Source organism: Algibacter aquimarinus (genome assembly GCF_039543265.1).
GTDB classification, from domain to species: domain Bacteria; phylum Bacteroidota; class Bacteroidia; order Flavobacteriales; family Flavobacteriaceae; genus Algibacter_B; species Algibacter_B aquimarinus.
In genome coordinates this window covers 49,532-67,645 of record NZ_BAABJK010000007.1, presented here as the reverse complement: position 1 = coordinate 67,645, position 18,114 = coordinate 49,532, and the positions used below count along the sequence as shown (strand labels likewise).

Sequence of the window (18,114 nt, the reverse complement as noted above, 5' to 3'; positions counted from 1 at the left end):
ATAATTATGGCGTCTCATTACGAAGCACCTATTAGAAGACCCTTAGTTACAGGAGAAAAATCATACCATGATGTTACCGTGGATGTGGCAAAACCTGTTGAAGGAAAAGCAAATAAACAATGGTGGATAGTTTTTGGTATTTCACTTGCGGCTTTTCTATGGGGTATTGGATGTATTATTTATACAATATCTACAGGTATTGGAACTTGGGGTTTAAATAAAACCGTAGGTTGGGCCTGGGATATTACTAACTTCGTTTGGTGGGTAGGTATTGGTCACGCAGGAACGCTTATTTCTGCTGTACTTTTATTATTCCGCCAAAAATGGAGAATGGCGATTAACCGTTCTGCGGAAGCCATGACGATTTTCTCGGTTGTTCAAGCAGGTTTATTCCCTATTATACACATGGGTCGTCCGTGGTTAGGCTATTGGGTATTACCTATTCCAAATCAGTTTGGTTCTTTGTGGGTAAACTTTAACTCACCTTTACTTTGGGATGTATTTGCAATTTCAACATATTTATCAGTATCATTAGTATTCTGGTGGACTGGCTTATTACCAGATTTTGCAATGCTTAGAGATAGAGCTATTAAACCGTTCCAAAAGAAAATCTATTCATTATTAAGTTTCGGTTGGTCAGGTAGAGCAAAAGATTGGCAACGTTTTGAAGAAGTATCATTGGTACTTGCAGGTTTAGCAACACCATTAGTACTTTCTGTACATACTATTGTATCGTTTGACTTCGCTACATCGGTTATTCCTGGTTGGCATACCACCATATTCCCGCCATACTTTGTTGCAGGTGCGGTATTCTCGGGATTTGCTATGGTAAACACGCTTCTCATCATTATGAGAAAAGTGTGTAATCTTGAAGATTATATTACAGTACAACACATCGAATTAATGAATATTGTAATCATGATTACAGGTTCTATAGTTGGTGTAGCATATATTACAGAGTTATTTATTGCGTGGTATTCTGGTGTAGAATATGAGCAATACGCCTTCTTAAACAGAGCAACTGGTCCTTACTGGTGGGCATATTGGGCGATGATGACATGTAACGTATTCTCTCCACAATTTATGTGGTTCAAGAAATTAAGAACAAGTATCATGTTCTCATTCTTTATCTCTATTGTAGTAAATATTGGTATGTGGTTTGAGCGCTTTGTAATTATTGTAACCTCGTTACACCGTGATTACTTACCATCATCATGGACGATGTTCTCGCCTACATTTGTGGATATTGGAATTTTTATTGGAACAATAGGATTCTTCTTTGTGTTATTCTTACTTTATTCTAGAACATTCCCTGTTATCGCTCAAGCAGAAGTAAAAACAATTCTTAAATCTTCAGGTGAACGTTATAAAAACATTAGAGAAAGAGGTGATAGCTTAGTAGGAACTGGTGCAGATGCAAGAACATCTGGTAATACGGTAACAAAACCAGTTACAGAATCAAATATGGATACCTCTACTGATAATTCTGAAAAAGTAAATAGCTTACTAGGGAGCATTGGTGTTTTTGATGCAGCTACCCAAAAGGCTGATGATTTGAAGAAGATAAGTGGAGTTGGACCTAAAATGGAGGGTGTGCTTAATAGCATTGGTATTTATACTTTCCTTCAAGTTAGTAAGATGACGAAAAAAGAATATGATTTGTTAGACTCAATTACTGAATCTTTCCCAGGAAGAGCAGAACGTGATGATTGGGCAGGACAAGCTAAAAAATTAATAAACTAAACATAGTCAATGGAAGCTTCAAAAGTTATTCACGCTATTTATACCGATGATGATATTTTAATGTCAGCCGTTAAAAAGGTTAAGGCAGAAAAACATCACATTGAAGAAATATATACACCATTTCCGGTTCACGGTTTAGACAAAGCCATGGGATTAGAGCCAACACGTATTGCTATAACAGCATTTATGTATGGTTTGGTTGGTTTAACAGTGGCCATATTAATGATGAATTTTATTATGATTGAAGACTGGCCTCAAAACATTGGAGGAAAACCAAGTTTTAGTTATATAGAGAATATGCCTGCGTTTGTTCCTATTATGTTTGAGCTTACAGTATTCTTTGCAGCACACTTAATGGTTATTACATTTTATTTACGTAGTAGAATGTGGCCTTTTAAAAATGCTGAAAATCCAGATCCAAGAACTACAGATGACCATTTTTTAATGGAAATAGCAGTTCATGGAAACGAAAGTGAATTAGAAAGTTTACTTAAAGAAACTGGAGCCGTTGAAGTTAATTTAGTTGATAAAGCCCATTAATAATACATATGAAAAGCTTAATTAAAATATTAGTAATAGCAGTTGTTTTAGTAGCTGTATCATGTAAAAAAGATACGGCACCAAACTATCAATTCATGCCTAACATGTATGAGTCTGCTGGATATGAAACTTATGGTGAAGCCGTATTTCCAAATGGAATTGAAGCACAGTTGCCAGCAGAGGGATCTATACCTAGAGGTTTTGTGCCTTTTGACATCGAAAATTCAACAGAAGGCTACGAGTTAGCAAAAGCAACTTTATTAAGCCCTATTGATTCTACTCAAGTAGATTTAGTTAGAGGTAAAGAATTATATGATATTTATTGTGGTATTTGTCATGGTAATAAAGGTAATGGACAAGGTAAATTGGTACAACGAGAAAAGATATTAGGAATTCCTAGCTATGATGATGTAGGCAGAGCTATAAACGAAGGAAGTATTTATCACACAATTTATTACGGAAAAAACACTATGGGTAGTTACGCCAATCAATTAAATGAGGAAGAGCGTTGGCAAGTTGTTTCGTATGTGTTAAAGTTGAAAGCAGATTTAGAAAAGTAAGAAGATAAGATTATATAGATATGTATACATTTTCAAATAAATTAAAGACATTTTCTTTCGTACTAATAATTTTAGGATTGTTAGGTGTTGGATATGGTTTTATGACATCTCATAAATCTTTTGAAGAGGTTGAAACCTTACTTGCAGAAGAGGCTCACCATGTTGGAGGTCATGGAGAAGAGGCAGGACATAATGAAGCGAGTCACGGTGCACATGCAACAGTAGATTCTCATGGCGATGAAGGGCATTCAGAAAAAGCAGGTGAGCATCATGTTGATGAACACAAAAAACATGTAGAGCACGTACAGCACCAAATAGCAAATCGACCATGGTCTGCGCTTTATGTTGCAGCATTCTTCTTTATGATGATTGCTTTGGGAGTTCTTGCATTTTATGCTATTCAAATAGCTTCTCAGGCAGGTTGGTCTCCCGTACTGTTTAGAGTTATGGAAGGTATCACCTCTTATTTATTACCTGGTGCATTAATTGTATTAGCGATAGCAGTTGCTTCAGGCACCATTGGACATTACAATTTATTCATTTGGATGGATCCAGATGTAGTGGCTCATGATAAGTTAATTGAAGGAAAATCAGGATGGTTAAACTTAACAGGTTTTACAATTCGAGGTTTAATATTTATTGCTGGTTGGAGTTTATACCGTCATTTTTCACGTAAATTTTCAATCGCTCAAGATACTGCTGAAGATAAAAGTAATTTTAAAAAATCATTTAGAATCTCTGCAGGATTTTTAGTATTCTTTATATATACAGAATCTATGATGTCTTGGGATTGGATTATGAGTGTAGACCCTCACTGGTTTTCAACATTATTTGGATGGTATGTTTTTGCTAGCATGTTTGTAAGTGGTATAACAGTAATTGCTTTAATTACACTTTACTTAAAATCTAGAGATTATTTACCTTTTGTAAATGAAAACCATTTACATGATGTTGCTAAATTTATGTTTGCTTTCAGTATTTTCTGGACATACCTATGGTTTTCACAATTCATGTTAATATGGTATTCAAATATACCAGAGGAGGTAACATATTTTGTAACGCGTTTTAATGATTATAAATTACCTTTCTTAGGTATGGTAGTTATGAATTTTGTATTCCCAATATTAATGTTAATGAATGCAGACTACAAACGTATTCCTTGGTTTGTAGTTATGGCAGGATTAGTTATTTTATTTGGACATTACATAGATATATTCAATATGATTATGCCTGCTACCGTTGGCGATAGATGGTTTATAGGTATTCCAGAAATAGGCTCAGTATTACTATTTGCAGGATTATTCATATTTGTAGTATTCACAGCTTTAACAAAAGCACCTTTACTTGTAAAAGGTTATCCTTTTAGAAAAGAAAGTGAAGAATTTCATTATTAATTAGATATAAATAAAGACGAACGATAACAATGACTGCTTTATTAACAATTATAGTTTTAGTATTTATTTTAGTTGCCATTTGGCAAATGGTTAAAATTTTCGATTTAGCACAAGCAAAAAATGAAAATGATAACCCAGGTGTAGCAACCGATAAAGATAATAGCATCAATGGTTACTTAATGATGGGCTTTTTAGCATTCATTTATGTAATAACTATTGTGTCTTTTGTAAAATGGGGAGATTTACCATTAGTGTCTAATTCTGCTTCAGAGCATGGACCAACAATTGATAATTTAATGATTATCTCCATGATAATCATCTTCTTTGTTCAAACTGTTACCCAGTTTTTATTACACTACTTTGCATTTAAATACAAGGGAGAAAAGGGTAAAAAGGCATTATTCTTTGCTGATAATAATAAATTAGAAGCTATTTGGACGATTATTCCTGTAATTGTTTTGGCTGGTTTAATTATATACGGATTAAATACTTGGATTAACATTATGGGTGTTGATGAAAGTGATGATCCTTTAGTAGTTGAATTATATGCACAACAATTTAACTGGAAAGCCAGATATGGTGGTGCAGATAATACCTTAGGTAAAGCCAATGTTCGTTTAATAGACATTGATCGTGCTAATATTTTAGGTTTAGATGAGTCAGATCCAGATGCTCAAGATGATATAATCACAACAGAATTACATTTACCAGTAGGAAGGCCGGTTTTATTTAAAATGCGATCTCAAGATGTTTTACACTCAGCATATATGCCTCACTTTAGAGCGCAAATGAACTGTGTTCCAGGTATGATTACTCAATTTGGTTTTACGCCAACTATAACCACAGCTGAAATGAGAGAAACACCTCAAATGCAGGAGAAAGTAACGAATATTAACAATATAAGAGTTGAGAAAAGTAAAGCATTAGTTGCTAAAGGTGAAGAAGCTTTAGAACGTTACGAGTTTGATTATTTGCTTTTATGTAATAAAATTTGTGGAAAATCTCACTACAACATGCAAATGAAAATTGTAGTTGAAACACAAGAAGAATATGATGCTTGGATTGCAGAACAAAAAGAATTCAAGAACTCTCTAGTAAACTAATTAAAAAAAGATAAACACGATATAAGATTATGTCAGCACACGCAGATAACCACGCTCACGACGACGATCACGGACATCATCATAAAGAAACATTTGTGACTAAATATATATTTAGTCAAGACCACAAAATGATTGCTAAGCAGTACCTAATTACGGGAACTATAATGGGCGTTATTGGGGTTTTAATGTCTATGATGATGAGAATGCAAATAGCATGGCCAGAAGAACCTAATGTTATCTTTGAGGCATTACTAGGCAAATGGGCACCAGATGGTGTTATGGATGCAGATATTTATTTAGCTTTAGTTACCATACATGGTACTATTATGGTATTCTTTGTATTAACTGCAGGATTAAGTGGTACGTTTAGTAACTTATTGATTCCATTACAAATTGGTGCACGAGATATGGCATCAGGTTTCTTAAATATGGTATCATATTGGTTATTCTTTTTGTCAAGTGTAATTATGGTTATTTCATTATTTGTTGAAGCAGGACCAGCGGCAGCGGGTTGGACTATTTATCCACCATTAAGTGCTATAGAATTAGCACAAGGAGGTTCTGGTATGGGTATGACATTGTGGTTGGTATCTATGGCAATATTTATAGCGTCATCTTTACTTGGTTCATTAAACTATATAGTAACAGTAATAAACTTGCGTACTAAAGGAATGTCTATGACAAGGCTACCTTTAACTATATGGTGTTTCTTTATTACTGCAGTAATAGGTGTTATTTCATTCCCAGTATTATTATCTGCAGCGTTATTATTAATCATGGACAGAAGTTTTGGAACATCATTCTTCTTGTCTGATATATTTATTCAAGGCGAAGTATTACATTACCAAGGAGGTTCACCTGTATTATTTGAACACTTGTTTTGGTTTTTAGGTCATCCAGAAGTATATATCGTAATTTTACCAGCAATGGGATTGGTATCCGAAATTATGGCATCTAGTTCACGTAAACCTATTTTTGGTTATCGAGCTATGATAGCATCGGTATTAGCAATTGCATTCCTTTCAACTATTGTTTGGGGACACCATATGTTTATCTCAGGAATGAACCCATTTTTGGGGTCTGTATTTACGTTTACAACCTTATTAATTGCCATTCCATCTGCTGTAAAAGCGTTTAACTGGATAACTACGCTCTGGAAAGGTAATTTACAATTGAATCCTGCAATGTTATTTTCAATTGGTTTCGTTTCTACATTTATAACAGGTGGTTTAACAGGAATTATTCTTGGTGATTCTGCTTTAGATATTAATGTACATGATACATACTTTGTAGTAGCTCACTTTCACTTAGTAATGGGTATATCGGCATTGTATGGTATGTTTGCAGGTATTTACCATTGGTACCCTAGAATGTTTGGGCGTATGTTAAATAAAAATTTAGGTTATATTCATTTCTGGGTAACAGCAGTTTGTGCCTATGGTGTATTCTTCCCTATGCACTTTATAGGTATGGCAGGTTTACCTCGTCGTTATTACACTAACAGTAATTTCCCTTTATTTGATGATACAGCGAATGCGAATGTTATAATTACAATATTTGCTTTAGTTGGAGGAGTCGTTCAAATAATATATTTATACAATTTCTTTGGCAGCATTTTCTATGGAAAGAAAGCAACACAGAATCCTTGGAAGTCTACTACTTTAGAATGGACAGCTCCTGTAGAGCATATGCACGGGAACTGGCCAGGTGAAATTCCACACGTACACCGTTGGGCTTACGATTATAGTAAACCAGGACACGATGTAGACTTTGTTCCACAAAATATTCCTTTAAAGGACGGAGAAGAAGAACTACAGCACTAGTAGTATTTAAAATTTCTCATATAATTTAAAACCCACTTATTCAGGTGGGTTTTGTCGTTTAAAAACATTTTTTATCGATAAAATGTAAAAAAATTACAAAAAAATCGATGAAATACAAAAAAATCAGTTAAATTGCAATCGTAAATTTATTTTGAAATACACTATTAGGGTGTGTTCTAAAATATTTAAAAACAAAACTAAAGCTATTAATAAACCTAAATTTATGAAAGCAAATCCCCTTTTAAGGTATAAGAAAAGTTTCGCTACCTTTATAATGGTATTCTTTTGGACGCTACTCTCACTGAATGCTCAGTGTCCAACAATTCCAGATCCCACGCCTACTATATGTGATGCCTCTGGGTTCACATTTTCTGATTTGAGTAATCCAACTTATGTAACAGATACCGGAGGCGGTATTATTTGGTTCAGTAATCCTACAGGTGGATCACCAATTGATATGAATCAATTAGTTTTAGAAGGAGTAACTTATTATGCAGATAATACAAGTGAAACATGTGTTACACGACCATCAATTATAGTTGATTTCCAAGTTGATAATTCTGGTCAAAGTTTAGATGGAATTTATTGTAGTAACGAAAACCCAACAGTACAAACTTACATTGACGATGTACTTCAACCAAATGTGCCTTTAGGTGGGTCAGTAGAAGTATATGATGATTTAGAACTTACAATTTTAGCTAACCCAACAGACGCAATTCCTACTGGCGGTTCATTTTATTATGTTGTTTTTGTAGATAATGGAGGTTGTAGAAGTCAAATAGAAATAGGTAGCACGGCAATATTTGTGTCACCTGCTGACCCTACACCACCTATAAATCAAATGTTTTGTTCAGACACAAATCCAACTATTGGAAGTTTAGACCCTGGAACAACAGCTAATTTTAGATGGTACGCAAATGTTGATGGTTTTGGAGATCCAATTCCTCCAGCTTTATCATCTAGTTTACCTTTAGTAAATGGTGCTACATATTATGTACAAGTTGATGATTTCTTTTGTGATAGTAATGCAATAGCAGTAGCGGTTACAATTGACGATCCAAATAACCCAGGTACTCCAGCGAATTTAGAATATTGTAATGATAATATACCATCCACAGATTTTGATTTATTTGACGAACTAGGAGGGCCTAAAGATACCATTGGTGTTTGGTCGGGACCTCTTACAACTACAAATGGGCATTTAGGAACGGTTAATATAACAACCTTAACTACTCCAGGAATTTATACGTTTGTTTATACAGTGCCAAGTAATGGTGCATGTCCAGAGCGAACCGCAAATGTAGCTATTACTATAAATGAAACCTTTACATCAGGTACTGTAGCTGCAATAAATCCGGCAGTTTTTTGTGAAAAAGATTTACCAGCAGCATTCGATTTACTAACTTTATTGGATAATGAAGATGCCGGAGGTCAATGGACTCAAGGTACTTTAAGTACCGACCCTATAGTTACATCTCCAATAGATTTAACGGGTTTAACCCCAGGAATTTATAATTTCACTTATACTCAAAATGTATTGCCTAATCCTTGTCCGGAGGAATCTACCACGGTTCAAGTTGAAGTTTTACAAGATCCAGAAGCAGGTAATGCTGTGAATCAGATTTTTTGTGAAAATGACTTAGTTGCTAATTCACCTTTTAATTTATTTGATGCTTTAGATGGCTCTCAAGATAATAACGGTGGTGTTTGGACAGATGCTAGTAGCACAACAATCTCAAATTCAATTGATATTACTGGCTTTACAGTTGCAGGAAGTCCATACTTGTTTACTTACACCATTTCAAATGGGACATGTGATGATATGGAAACTATTTCAATTACAGTTGAGCCCGCACCTGAATCAGGAAACGCATTAGCACCTTTTGAAGTTTGTGAAGAAAATGTAGGTGCCAATTCGCCATTCGATTTATTTACACTTTTAGATGGCACACAAGATACAAACGGAACATGGTACACAGGTTCAGACACTTCGGGTGCTGTTGCTACAAATCCGGTAGATATTTCAACCTTAACAGACGGAACTTATAATTATACATATTTAGTTCCAGATATTGGAAGTTGTTCTGATGTTGATGTTACAGTACAAATTATTGTATTTCCAACACCAGAAACCGGCACACCAAGTGCAGCTATTTTCTGTGAGAATGATTTAGTAGCAAACTCACCGTTAGATTTATTCGGACAATTATCTGGTGAAGATACTGGTGGAACATGGACAGATGATAATACAACAGGCGCATTATCAGGAAGCGATGTAGATTTAACAGTATTAACAATAGGGGCATATAATTTTACATACACTATTACAGATTCTAATGGTTGTACAAATAGTTCAACTGTTGTAGTAACTGTTGAAGATGCACCAGAGTCTGGAAACGCATTAGCACCTTTTGAAGTTTGTGAAGAAAATGTAGGCGCCAATTCGCCATTCGATTTATTTACACTTTTAGATGGCACACAAGATACAAACGGAACATGGTACACAGGTCCTGATACTTCGGGAAGTGTAGCTACAAACCCGATAGATATTTCAACCTTAACAGATGGAACTTATAATTATACATACTCAGTTCCAGATATTGGAAGTTGTTCAGATGTTGATGTTACAGTACAAATTATTGTATTTCCAACACCAGAAACTGGTACACCAAGTGCAGCCATTTTCTGTGAAAATGATTTGGTAGCAAATTCACCGTTAGATTTATTCGGACAATTATCTGGTGAAGATGCTGGTGGAACATGGACAGATGATAATACAACAGGTGCATTATCAGGAAGCGATGTAGATTTAACAGTATTAACAATAGGGTCATATAATTTCACATACACTATTACAGATTCTAATGGTTGTACAAATAGTTCAACTGTTGTTGTAACTGTTGAAGATGCACCAGAATCAGGAACAGTTAATCCACCACTAGAAGTTTGTTTAGTTGATGTAGGAATTGTTTTTGTTGTAGATTTATTCTCTTTACTAGAAAATGAAGATCAAACGGGAGTTTGGAACGATGATGATGCTACGGGAGGTTTAACAGGAAACTCAGCCAATATTAGTGGTTTGCCAGCTGGAACATACAATTTTACATATGATGTAGATGCCATTGGTACTTGCGATGATGTAAATGTTACAGTTAGTATTATTATTAACGATACACCAGCACCTTCGGCTACATCGCCTCAGGAATTTTGTGATACGGCTACAGTTGCAGATCTAGCAGCCACTGGAAATGCTATTCAATGGTACGATGTTTTATCGGGAGGTACACCTTTAGCAACTACAGATGCTTTGATTGATGGTCAAACCTATTATGCTACTCAAACAGATGCTTCAACAAATTGTGAATCATCAGTAAGAACAGCAGTAGCGGTTACAATATATCAATCACCAAATGCGGGTAGCCCAAATACCACGGCTATATTAGCATGTAACAATAATAATGGTATAGATTTAAACACTGGTTTAGACGGCACACAGGATACAGGTGGTGTTTGGCAAGATACAGATGGAACAGGTGCACTTACTGGTAATTTTTTAGATGCTACTGGCCTTACAGCAGGCACCTATCAATTTACTTATTTGGTAACAGCAACAGCACCATGCGTTGATGATAGTACAATAATTACAGTAACCATTGATGAACCTTTAAATGCAGGTACAGATGGTGCTCCATTAGACCTTTGTAGTAATAATGGCACTATAGATTTATTTACCCAATTAGGAGGAACTCCTGACACAGGAGGCACATGGTCACCAGCATTAACAAGTGGTTCAGGTATTTTTGATCCTTTAGTTGATACTTCAGGTACATATACTTATACCTTAACAAATGGCTGCGGAACGGCATCAAGTGAAATCGTTGTAACAGTTACTCAAGCACCAAACGCTGGAACAGATAATTCAGTTACAATTTGTGTAATTGATGGAGTTACGGATTTATTTCCTTTACTAGGAAATGCCGCGCAAAGTGGAGGAACGTGGTCACCTGCTTTAATTAGCGGAACTGGAGAATTCGATCCAAATTTAGATGCAGCAGCAGTTTATACATATACAGTAGTAGCGGTATCGCCTTGTACAACAGATGCCACTGCTGAAATAACAGTAACTATTGATGATACGCCAACACCAACTGTAAGCGATCCTAACCCTGAATTTTGTTTGGGTGATAGCCCTCTAGTTTCAGATTTAGATGCTAGTATTACATCAGCAGGAAGTATAATATGGTATGAAGATGCAGCATTAACAATAGTTGCTGGTTCAACAGATAATTTAATTGATGGTGAAGATTATTATGCAACGCAAACCAACGGTTCTGGTTGTGAGTCTTCAACAAGTGTTTTAATTACAGTTACAATAAACGACGCTCCAACACCAACGTTGATATCTTCAAATCAAGAATTATGTATTAACGATAATCCTACTATAGGCGAGTTAACATCTAATATAGATTTTGATTCCTCTTTATATAGTGTGCTTTGGTACGACAATGATACTTTAGGTTCTGCTATCTCAGACAGCAGTTTATTAAGTAATGGATCAACGTACTATGCTGTTTTAGTAGATTTAGCAACAGGCTGCGAAAGTAGTGTAAGATTAGCAGTTACGCCCGATTTAACATCGTGTGGAGATTTAATAATTCCAGATGGGTTTTCACCAAATGGAGATGGAGTTAATGATACGTTTGATGTAGATAATTTAGCCATTCTATATCCAAATTTCGAAATAGAAATATTTAACCGAAACGGAAACGTGGTCTACAAAGGAAATGCAAATACACCAAGATTTGATGGAACATCAAACCAATCTAGAGTTGTCTCTAATGGCAATTTACCAGTTGGCGTGTATTTCTATATTTTCAAATATAATGACAATGAAAACAAACCAGAACAAGGACGCTTATACTTAAGCAGATAATTTATATATAAAGCAAAATTTAAGACAATGAAAAATTTAAATATATATCATAAAATAGCTGCTTTGTTAAGTATCATCGTTTTGTCCTTTCAAAGCAACGCACAACAAGATCCTCAATTTACACAGTATATGTATAATATGAGTGTAATAAACCCAGCTTACGCAACTGCAGATGAAGGTATTTTAAACCTCGGTGCACTTTACAGAACGCAATGGGTTGGTTTAGAAGGAGCTCCCAAAACAGGAACCTTTTTTGCTCACACACCCATAAATGATAAAATTGAGATGGGTATCTCTTTTACAAATGATAATATTGGTGATGTTGTAAACGAAAACAATGTATTTGTAGATTTCGCTTACGTATTACCTGTAGGAATTGAAAGTAAAATATCCTTCGGATTAAAAGGAGGATTTACGTTTTTCGATACGACATTTGATGGTTTCATATTACAATCTGGAAACACAACTACAGATGTCGCTTTTAATGAGAACGTGAGTAAAGTATTCCCAAACATAGGAATTGGTGCTTTCTTCTTTACCGATAATTATTATTTAGGTTTATCGGCTCCAAATATGTTATCAACTAAACATCTTGAAACAGAAAATGGAGTAAGAGCAACAGGAGTACAAAATGTACATTATTTTTTAACAGGAGGTTACGTTTTTGATATTGATCAAAACCTAAAGTTAAAACCTGCGTTTATGGCAAGAGCTGTAAAAGGAGCACCGCTAGCAGTAGATATTACAGCAAATGTTTTAATAAATGAAAGATTAGAAGCTGGATTGGGATACCGTTTAGGAGATGCCATTAGTGGTTTAGTCAATTTTAGAATAAGTCCAGAATTACGCATTGGATATGCTTACGATTTTACAACTTCTAACTTAGGTGACTTTAATTCAGGGTCGCACGAAATCTTCATTTTGTTTGATGTCGATTTATTCGGTTTCAAAGGAGGTTACGACCGTTCACCAAGATTCTTCTAAAATTTAATAATAGGAAAACATGAAAAAACAAATATACATACTTGCAGGCCTTTTATTAGTTAGTGGAATAGCATTAGCACAAAAAGGGAAAACAAAAAGAGCCAATAAACTTTTTGAAATGCGCGCTTATACTCAAGCGGCAGAATTATACGAAACCAAAGAAAGAAACCAAGAAGTACTACAAAATTTGGCAGATAGCTACTATTATAATACAAGCCTTCAAAAAGCGATTAAAACTTATAGAGAGTTATTTGTGGAATATGGCGATTCAATAGATATAGAATATCATTTTCGTTTTGCACAAGCATTAAAAGGTGTGGAAAACTATAAAGAAGCAGATAAACACTTAAAAAGGTACTATAATAAACCAATTAATACAAGTGAATTTATTGAGGCTAATACAAAAACGACTCCTCACAATTTTGAATTAAAACAAATTGTAAATCAAGGGTCTAGTAGCGACTTCGGATTGTCGTTTTATGGTGATAATAAAGTAGCTTTTGCATCTGCAAGAAATACCGAAAACCCATCGTATTCTTGGAACAATTTACCATATCTCGATTTGTATAGTGCAACATTAACAGATAACAATACTTTAAAAGATATTACACCTTTTTCTGAAGCTATAAATACAGATTCTCATGAAAGTAATGTTGTTTTTACAAAAGATGGTAAAACCATGTATTTTAATAGAACAAATACAACCCGTAAAAAAACAGATGCGGAACGTATTGCACATATTAAAATCTATAAGGCAGAATTAGTTAACGAAGAATGGACTAATGTTACTGCTTTACCATTTACATCAAACAGTTATAGTACAGAGCATCCTGCATTAAGTAAAGATGGAAAAACACTTTATTTTGCTAGTGATATGCCCGGAACATATGGAAGTTTTGATATTTATAAAGTTTCAATTAATGAAGATGGTACTTATGGCGAGCCAGAAAATTTAGGAGAAACCATCAATACAAAACACAGAGAGCAATTTCCTTTTATGAGCGAGTTTAATGTATTGTATTTCTCATCAATAGGTCATCAAGGTTATGGTGGTTTAGATGTTTTTAGAAGCAATATGGTAAACGGTGGTTTTGATAAACCGGTAAATTTAGGAAGTTCTATAAATAGCAATTTAGATGATTTTGCTTATGTAGTTAGAGAGAAGGATAATATGGGTTATGTATCATCAAACAGAACTGGTTTTGATAGATTATATGGTTTTGCAAGAGAAGAAAACCCATTAACTAAATATCAAGTTGAAGGTTTAGTACAAGACTTAAATAGTAAAGACTTATTAGCAGGTTCTTTGGTAACATTGTTTGATGAATCCAATACGGTAATTCAAGATACTATTGTTGGAGACGATGCATATTATATTTTTAAAATTGAGCCTAATAAAAAGTATAAAGTTAGAGGAACTCGAAAAGCATACATACCTCAAGATGTAGAATTCTCGACTGATAGTAAAGGAAAAGTACAGCATAATATTTATTTAAATCTAGAATCTTTTGCTGATGCCGAAGAGCGTGTAAAAGAAAAAGAAGATGGTAATATGCAAGTTGAATTAGATAAAATTTATTTTGATTTTGATGCCTCAGAAATACGAGAAGATGCTGCAGTAACTTTACAAGTATTAGTTGATTTAATGAAGAAATACCCAACTATGGAAGTTGAAGTATCTGCACATACAGATGCTCGTGGTCCAGATCAATACAATCTAGATTTATCTAAACGTCGAGCAGCATCTACTTTAGAATATTTAGTAAGTCAAGGCATTGAAAGAAACCGATTAAAAAGTATTGGTTACGGCGAAATGCAACCACTTAATAAATGTGTAAAGGAAGGTATTTGTGATGATGAAGAATATGATATTAACAGACGATGTGAGTTTACAATTTTAAAATAACCAAAAACCTATAACCAACCCTTAACCAACCAAAATTATTTGCCAAAGCCTTTCCAATTCGGAAAGGCTTTTTGTTTATATTTGTGAAGCATGAACGAGAATTTAGATCCAACAGACGAAAATTTTTCACCAGAAGAATTAGATGTAGAAAGAAAGTTAAGGCCTTTATCATTTGATGATTTTACAGGTCAAGATCAAGTGTTGGAAAATCTTCAAATTTTTGTTCAGGCTGCGAACTTAAGAACCGAAGCTTTAGACCACACTTTATTTCATGGTCCTCCAGGATTAGGAAAAACGACACTTGCTCATATTTTGGCAAACGAATTAGAAGTTGGAATTAAAGTAACCTCTGGACCTGTTTTAGATAAACCTGGTGATTTAGCAGGATTGCTTACTAATCTTGATGAGCGAGATGTATTATTTATTGATGAAATTCATCGCTTAAGCCCCATTGTTGAAGAGTATTTGTACTCGGCTATGGAAGATTATAAAATTGATATTATGATTGAAACGGGGCCAAATGCCAGAACGGTTCAAATCAATTTAAATCCATTTACACTTATTGGAGCAACAACACGTTCCGGTTTATTAACGGCACCTATGCGTGCACGTTTTGGAATTCAAAGCAGACTTCAATATTACAAAACAGATTTACTAACTACTATTGTACAACGAAGTGCTATGATTTTAGATGTTCCCATTTCTATGGAAGCAGCTGTTGAAATTGCTGGGCGAAGTAGAGGAACCCCTAGAATTGCTAATGCACTATTACGTCGTGTTCGAGATTTTGCACAAATAAAAGGCACCGGAAGTATCGATATTAAAATAGCAAAATATGCTCTTGAAGCTTTAAATGTTGATGCACATGGGTTGGATGAAATGGATAACAAAATTTTAACCACAATTATTGAAAAATTTAAAGGTGGTCCTGTAGGAATTACAACTATAGCAACAGCAGTAAGTGAAAGCTCTGAAACTATTGAAGAAGTTTACGAACCTTTTTTAATACAACAAGGTTTTATAATGCGAACTCCTCGCGGCCGTGAAGTAACCGAGCAAGCATACAAGCATTTAGGCAAGGTTAAAGGACCTACTCAAGGAGGTTTATTTTGATCGATAATAAAACGAAATACACACAACTTATAAAAACCGAAGCAAAACGCCTCGGTTTTTTGTCTTGTGGTATTAGTAAAGCACAATTTCTAGAAGAAGAAGCGCCAAGGTTAGAGAAGTGGTTAAATAATAATATGCATGGCGAAATGCGTTACATGGAAAACCATTTTGATAAGCGTTTAGATCCAACATTATTAGTTGATGGTTCGAAAAGTGTGGTTTCATTACTACTTAATTATTTTCCTTCTGAAGAGCAAAACCAAAACACCTTTAAGGTTTCAAAATATGCTTATGGAACAGATTACCATTTCGTAATAAAAGATAAATTAAAAGCACTTTTACACTTTATTCAAGATAAAATTGGAGACGTTCATGGTCGAGCTTTTGTAGATTCTGCACCAGTATTAGATAAAGCTTGGGCAGCCAAAAGTGGTTTAGGTTGGATAGGGAAGCATAGTAATTTGCTTACCCAACAAGTAGGTTCGTTTTATTTTATAGGAGAATTAATTATCGATTTAGAATTAGAATATGATACGCCAGTAACAGATCATTGCGGTACTTGTACTGCTTGTATTGATGCTTGCCCAACAGGGGCTATTACAGAACCTTATGTAGTTGACGGTAGTAAATGCATCTCTTATTTTACCATTGAATTAAAAGAAAATATCCCAACAGAATTCAAAGGAAAATTTGACGATTGGATGTTTGGTTGCGATATATGTCAAGATGTTTGTCCGTGGAACCGCTTTTCAAAATCTCATAACGAGCCACTTTTTAATCCGCATCCAGAATTACTTTCTATGACTAAAAAAGATTGGGAGGAGATTACAGAAGATACCTTTAAAAAAGTATTTCAAAAATCTGCAGTAAAGCGAACCAAATATTCTGGTTTAAAAAGAAATATCAATTTTTTAAAAGAATAGATTTATTTTTCTGTTGATTCTCTTTCAATCAATTTAGTTTCAAGCGTAATGGTTTTGGGTCTTTTAGGTTTATTATTTTTAATAGCTTGTATTTCTTTATAGAGCTGTTTAAATGCTGTCTTTCCCATTTTAAAACCAGGTTGATCAATTGTGGTTAGAGTTGGAGAAATAACGGAAGACATAAACCAATTACTAAATCCAACTATGCTTATATCTTCAGGAACTTTTACACCTTGATTATTAAATTCTGTCATAGCACCAATGGCTACTAAATCCGTATTGATAAAAATACCATCCACATCATCATGGTCTTTTAATAATTGTTTCGCATTTTTTTTACCCTCTTCAAAACTCATATCTCCGCATTCGCAGATATAAACCAAAGAGGGGTCATAAGGAAGATTATTATCTAACAAAGCTTTTTTATAACCTAGAAATCTATCTATTGAATTTTGGGGTAGAAGTGCACCTCTAAAATGTGCAACACGTTTACAGCCAATATCTATTAAATGTTGTGTTGCTATATAAGCTGCTTTTCTGTCGTCGATAATAACTTTAGAACATTGTACTATTTTGGCAATTTTGTCAAACATTACTAAAGGTTTTTCCTGATCAATTATTTGATTTAAATGGCTAAAATCTGCAGTCCCATTTGCTAAAGAAATAATAATACCATCAACTCTTTGGCTTAATAATAAATCTATTTGTTTTTTTTCTAGTTCATAAGATTCATTAGATTGAAGAATAATAACTAGATACCCTTTTTTTTCGGCTTGCGAAATAATACCTTTAATAACATTTGAAAAAAAATGATGGACAATAACGGGAATTATTAAACCTACAGTTTTAGATTCTTTAGTTCTGAGGTTAACCGCAAAAGTATTGGGTTTATAATTTAATGTTTTGGCTAGTTCTTTAACTAAACCTTTGGTCTTTTTGCTAACATCAGGATAATCTTTTAATGCTTTCGAAACTGTAGTAACAGATATGTTTAATTGTTCTGCAATTTCTTTTAATGTAACAGGTTTCATATATTTATTTTAAAGTGTAAATATAATAATTAAAACATCATCGAAAACGTTTTCGGTAAAA

The 18,114-nt window shown here is 34.2% G+C and carries 12 protein-coding genes; 11 read left to right on the top strand and 1 reads right to left on the bottom strand.

The window, feature by feature from the left end:
• Positions 1-6 precede the first annotated feature (6 nt).
• The 11 genes from nrfD (at position 7) to queG (ending at position 17,022) form a co-directional block, all read left to right on the top strand.
• On the top strand, positions 7-1,743 hold the full coding sequence (gene nrfD / locus ABD939_RS11405) for an NrfD/PsrC family molybdoenzyme membrane anchor subunit (protein ID WP_345168627.1): 1,737 nt from the start codon (positions 7-9) through the stop codon (positions 1,741-1,743).
• Positions 1,744-1,752: 9 nt separating this feature from the next.
• On the top strand, positions 1,753-2,283 hold the full coding sequence (locus ABD939_RS11400) for a DUF3341 domain-containing protein (protein WP_345168624.1): 531 nt from the start codon (positions 1,753-1,755) through the stop codon (positions 2,281-2,283).
• Between the two features lie 8 nt (positions 2,284-2,291).
• Positions 2,292-2,843, top strand: coding sequence for a c-type cytochrome (locus ABD939_RS11395; RefSeq protein WP_345168621.1), 552 nt, complete (start codon positions 2,292-2,294; stop codon positions 2,841-2,843).
• 20 nt (positions 2,844-2,863) lie between these two features.
• Positions 2,864-4,237, top strand: coding sequence for a quinol:cytochrome C oxidoreductase (locus ABD939_RS11390; RefSeq protein WP_345168619.1), 1,374 nt, complete (start codon positions 2,864-2,866; stop codon positions 4,235-4,237).
• Between the two features lie 29 nt (positions 4,238-4,266).
• Positions 4,267-5,340, top strand: coding sequence for a cytochrome c oxidase subunit II (locus ABD939_RS11385; RefSeq protein ID WP_345168616.1), 1,074 nt, complete (start codon positions 4,267-4,269; stop codon positions 5,338-5,340).
• A gap of 29 nt (positions 5,341-5,369) precedes the next feature.
• Positions 5,370-7,163 (top strand): cytochrome c oxidase subunit I, encoded by a 1,794-nt coding sequence (locus tag ABD939_RS11380; RefSeq protein WP_345168614.1) that lies wholly within the window; start codon positions 5,370-5,372, stop codon positions 7,161-7,163.
• A 223-nt stretch (positions 7,164-7,386) separates the two neighbouring features.
• Positions 7,387-12,096, top strand: a complete 4,710-nt coding sequence (locus ABD939_RS11375; RefSeq protein ID WP_345168612.1) for an Ig-like domain-containing protein — start codon at positions 7,387-7,389, stop codon at positions 12,094-12,096.
• Positions 12,097-12,123: 27 nt separating this feature from the next.
• The gene (locus ABD939_RS11370; RefSeq protein ID WP_345168610.1) at positions 12,124-13,080 is read left to right on the top strand and encodes a PorP/SprF family type IX secretion system membrane protein; all 957 of its coding nucleotides are present in this window, start codon (positions 12,124-12,126) and stop codon (positions 13,078-13,080) included.
• Between the two features lie 19 nt (positions 13,081-13,099).
• On the top strand, positions 13,100-14,986 hold the full coding sequence (locus ABD939_RS11365) for an OmpA family protein (protein ID WP_345168608.1): 1,887 nt from the start codon (positions 13,100-13,102) through the stop codon (positions 14,984-14,986).
• Positions 14,987-15,076: 90 nt separating this feature from the next.
• Positions 15,077-16,099, top strand: coding sequence for a Holliday junction branch migration DNA helicase RuvB (gene ruvB, locus ABD939_RS11360; RefSeq protein ID WP_345168606.1), 1,023 nt, complete (start codon positions 15,077-15,079; stop codon positions 16,097-16,099).
• Entirely contained in the window at positions 16,096-17,022 is a 927-nt protein-coding gene (gene queG / locus ABD939_RS11355; protein WP_425550287.1) for a tRNA epoxyqueuosine(34) reductase QueG, read from the top strand. The genes ruvB and queG overlap by 4 nt, the downstream gene beginning before the upstream one ends.
• Before the next feature lie 2 nt (positions 17,023-17,024).
• Here the strand turns inward: queG and ABD939_RS11350 are convergent, their stop codons facing one another.
• Positions 17,025-18,053 carry a LacI family DNA-binding transcriptional regulator gene (locus ABD939_RS11350; protein ID WP_345168604.1) on the bottom strand — a complete coding sequence of 343 codons (1,029 nt, stop codon included), beginning with the start codon at positions 18,051-18,053 and terminating at the stop codon, positions 17,025-17,027.
• Between the last annotated feature and the right edge of the window lie 61 nt (positions 18,054-18,114).

Coding starts and splice junctions, on each gene's coding strand:
- ruvB (WP_345168606.1), top strand. CDS start 15,077: ATGAACGAGAATTTAGATCCAACAGACGAAAATTTTTCACCAGAAGAA.
- ABD939_RS11385 (WP_345168616.1), top strand. CDS start 4,267: ATGACTGCTTTATTAACAATTATAGTTTTAGTATTTATTTTAGTTGCC.
- ABD939_RS11350 (WP_345168604.1), bottom strand. CDS start 18,053: ATGAAACCTGTTACATTAAAAGAAATTGCAGAACAATTAAACATATCT.
- ABD939_RS11380 (WP_345168614.1), top strand. CDS start 5,370: ATGTCAGCACACGCAGATAACCACGCTCACGACGACGATCACGGACAT.
- ABD939_RS11365 (WP_345168608.1), top strand. CDS start 13,100: ATGAAAAAACAAATATACATACTTGCAGGCCTTTTATTAGTTAGTGGA.
- ABD939_RS11400 (WP_345168624.1), top strand. CDS start 1,753: ATGGAAGCTTCAAAAGTTATTCACGCTATTTATACCGATGATGATATT.
- ABD939_RS11395 (WP_345168621.1), top strand. CDS start 2,292: ATGAAAAGCTTAATTAAAATATTAGTAATAGCAGTTGTTTTAGTAGCT.
- nrfD (WP_345168627.1), top strand. CDS start 7: ATGGCGTCTCATTACGAAGCACCTATTAGAAGACCCTTAGTTACAGGA.
- ABD939_RS11390 (WP_345168619.1), top strand. CDS start 2,864: ATGTATACATTTTCAAATAAATTAAAGACATTTTCTTTCGTACTAATA.
- ABD939_RS11370 (WP_345168610.1), top strand. CDS start 12,124: ATGAAAAATTTAAATATATATCATAAAATAGCTGCTTTGTTAAGTATC.
- ABD939_RS11375 (WP_345168612.1), top strand. CDS start 7,387: ATGAAAGCAAATCCCCTTTTAAGGTATAAGAAAAGTTTCGCTACCTTT.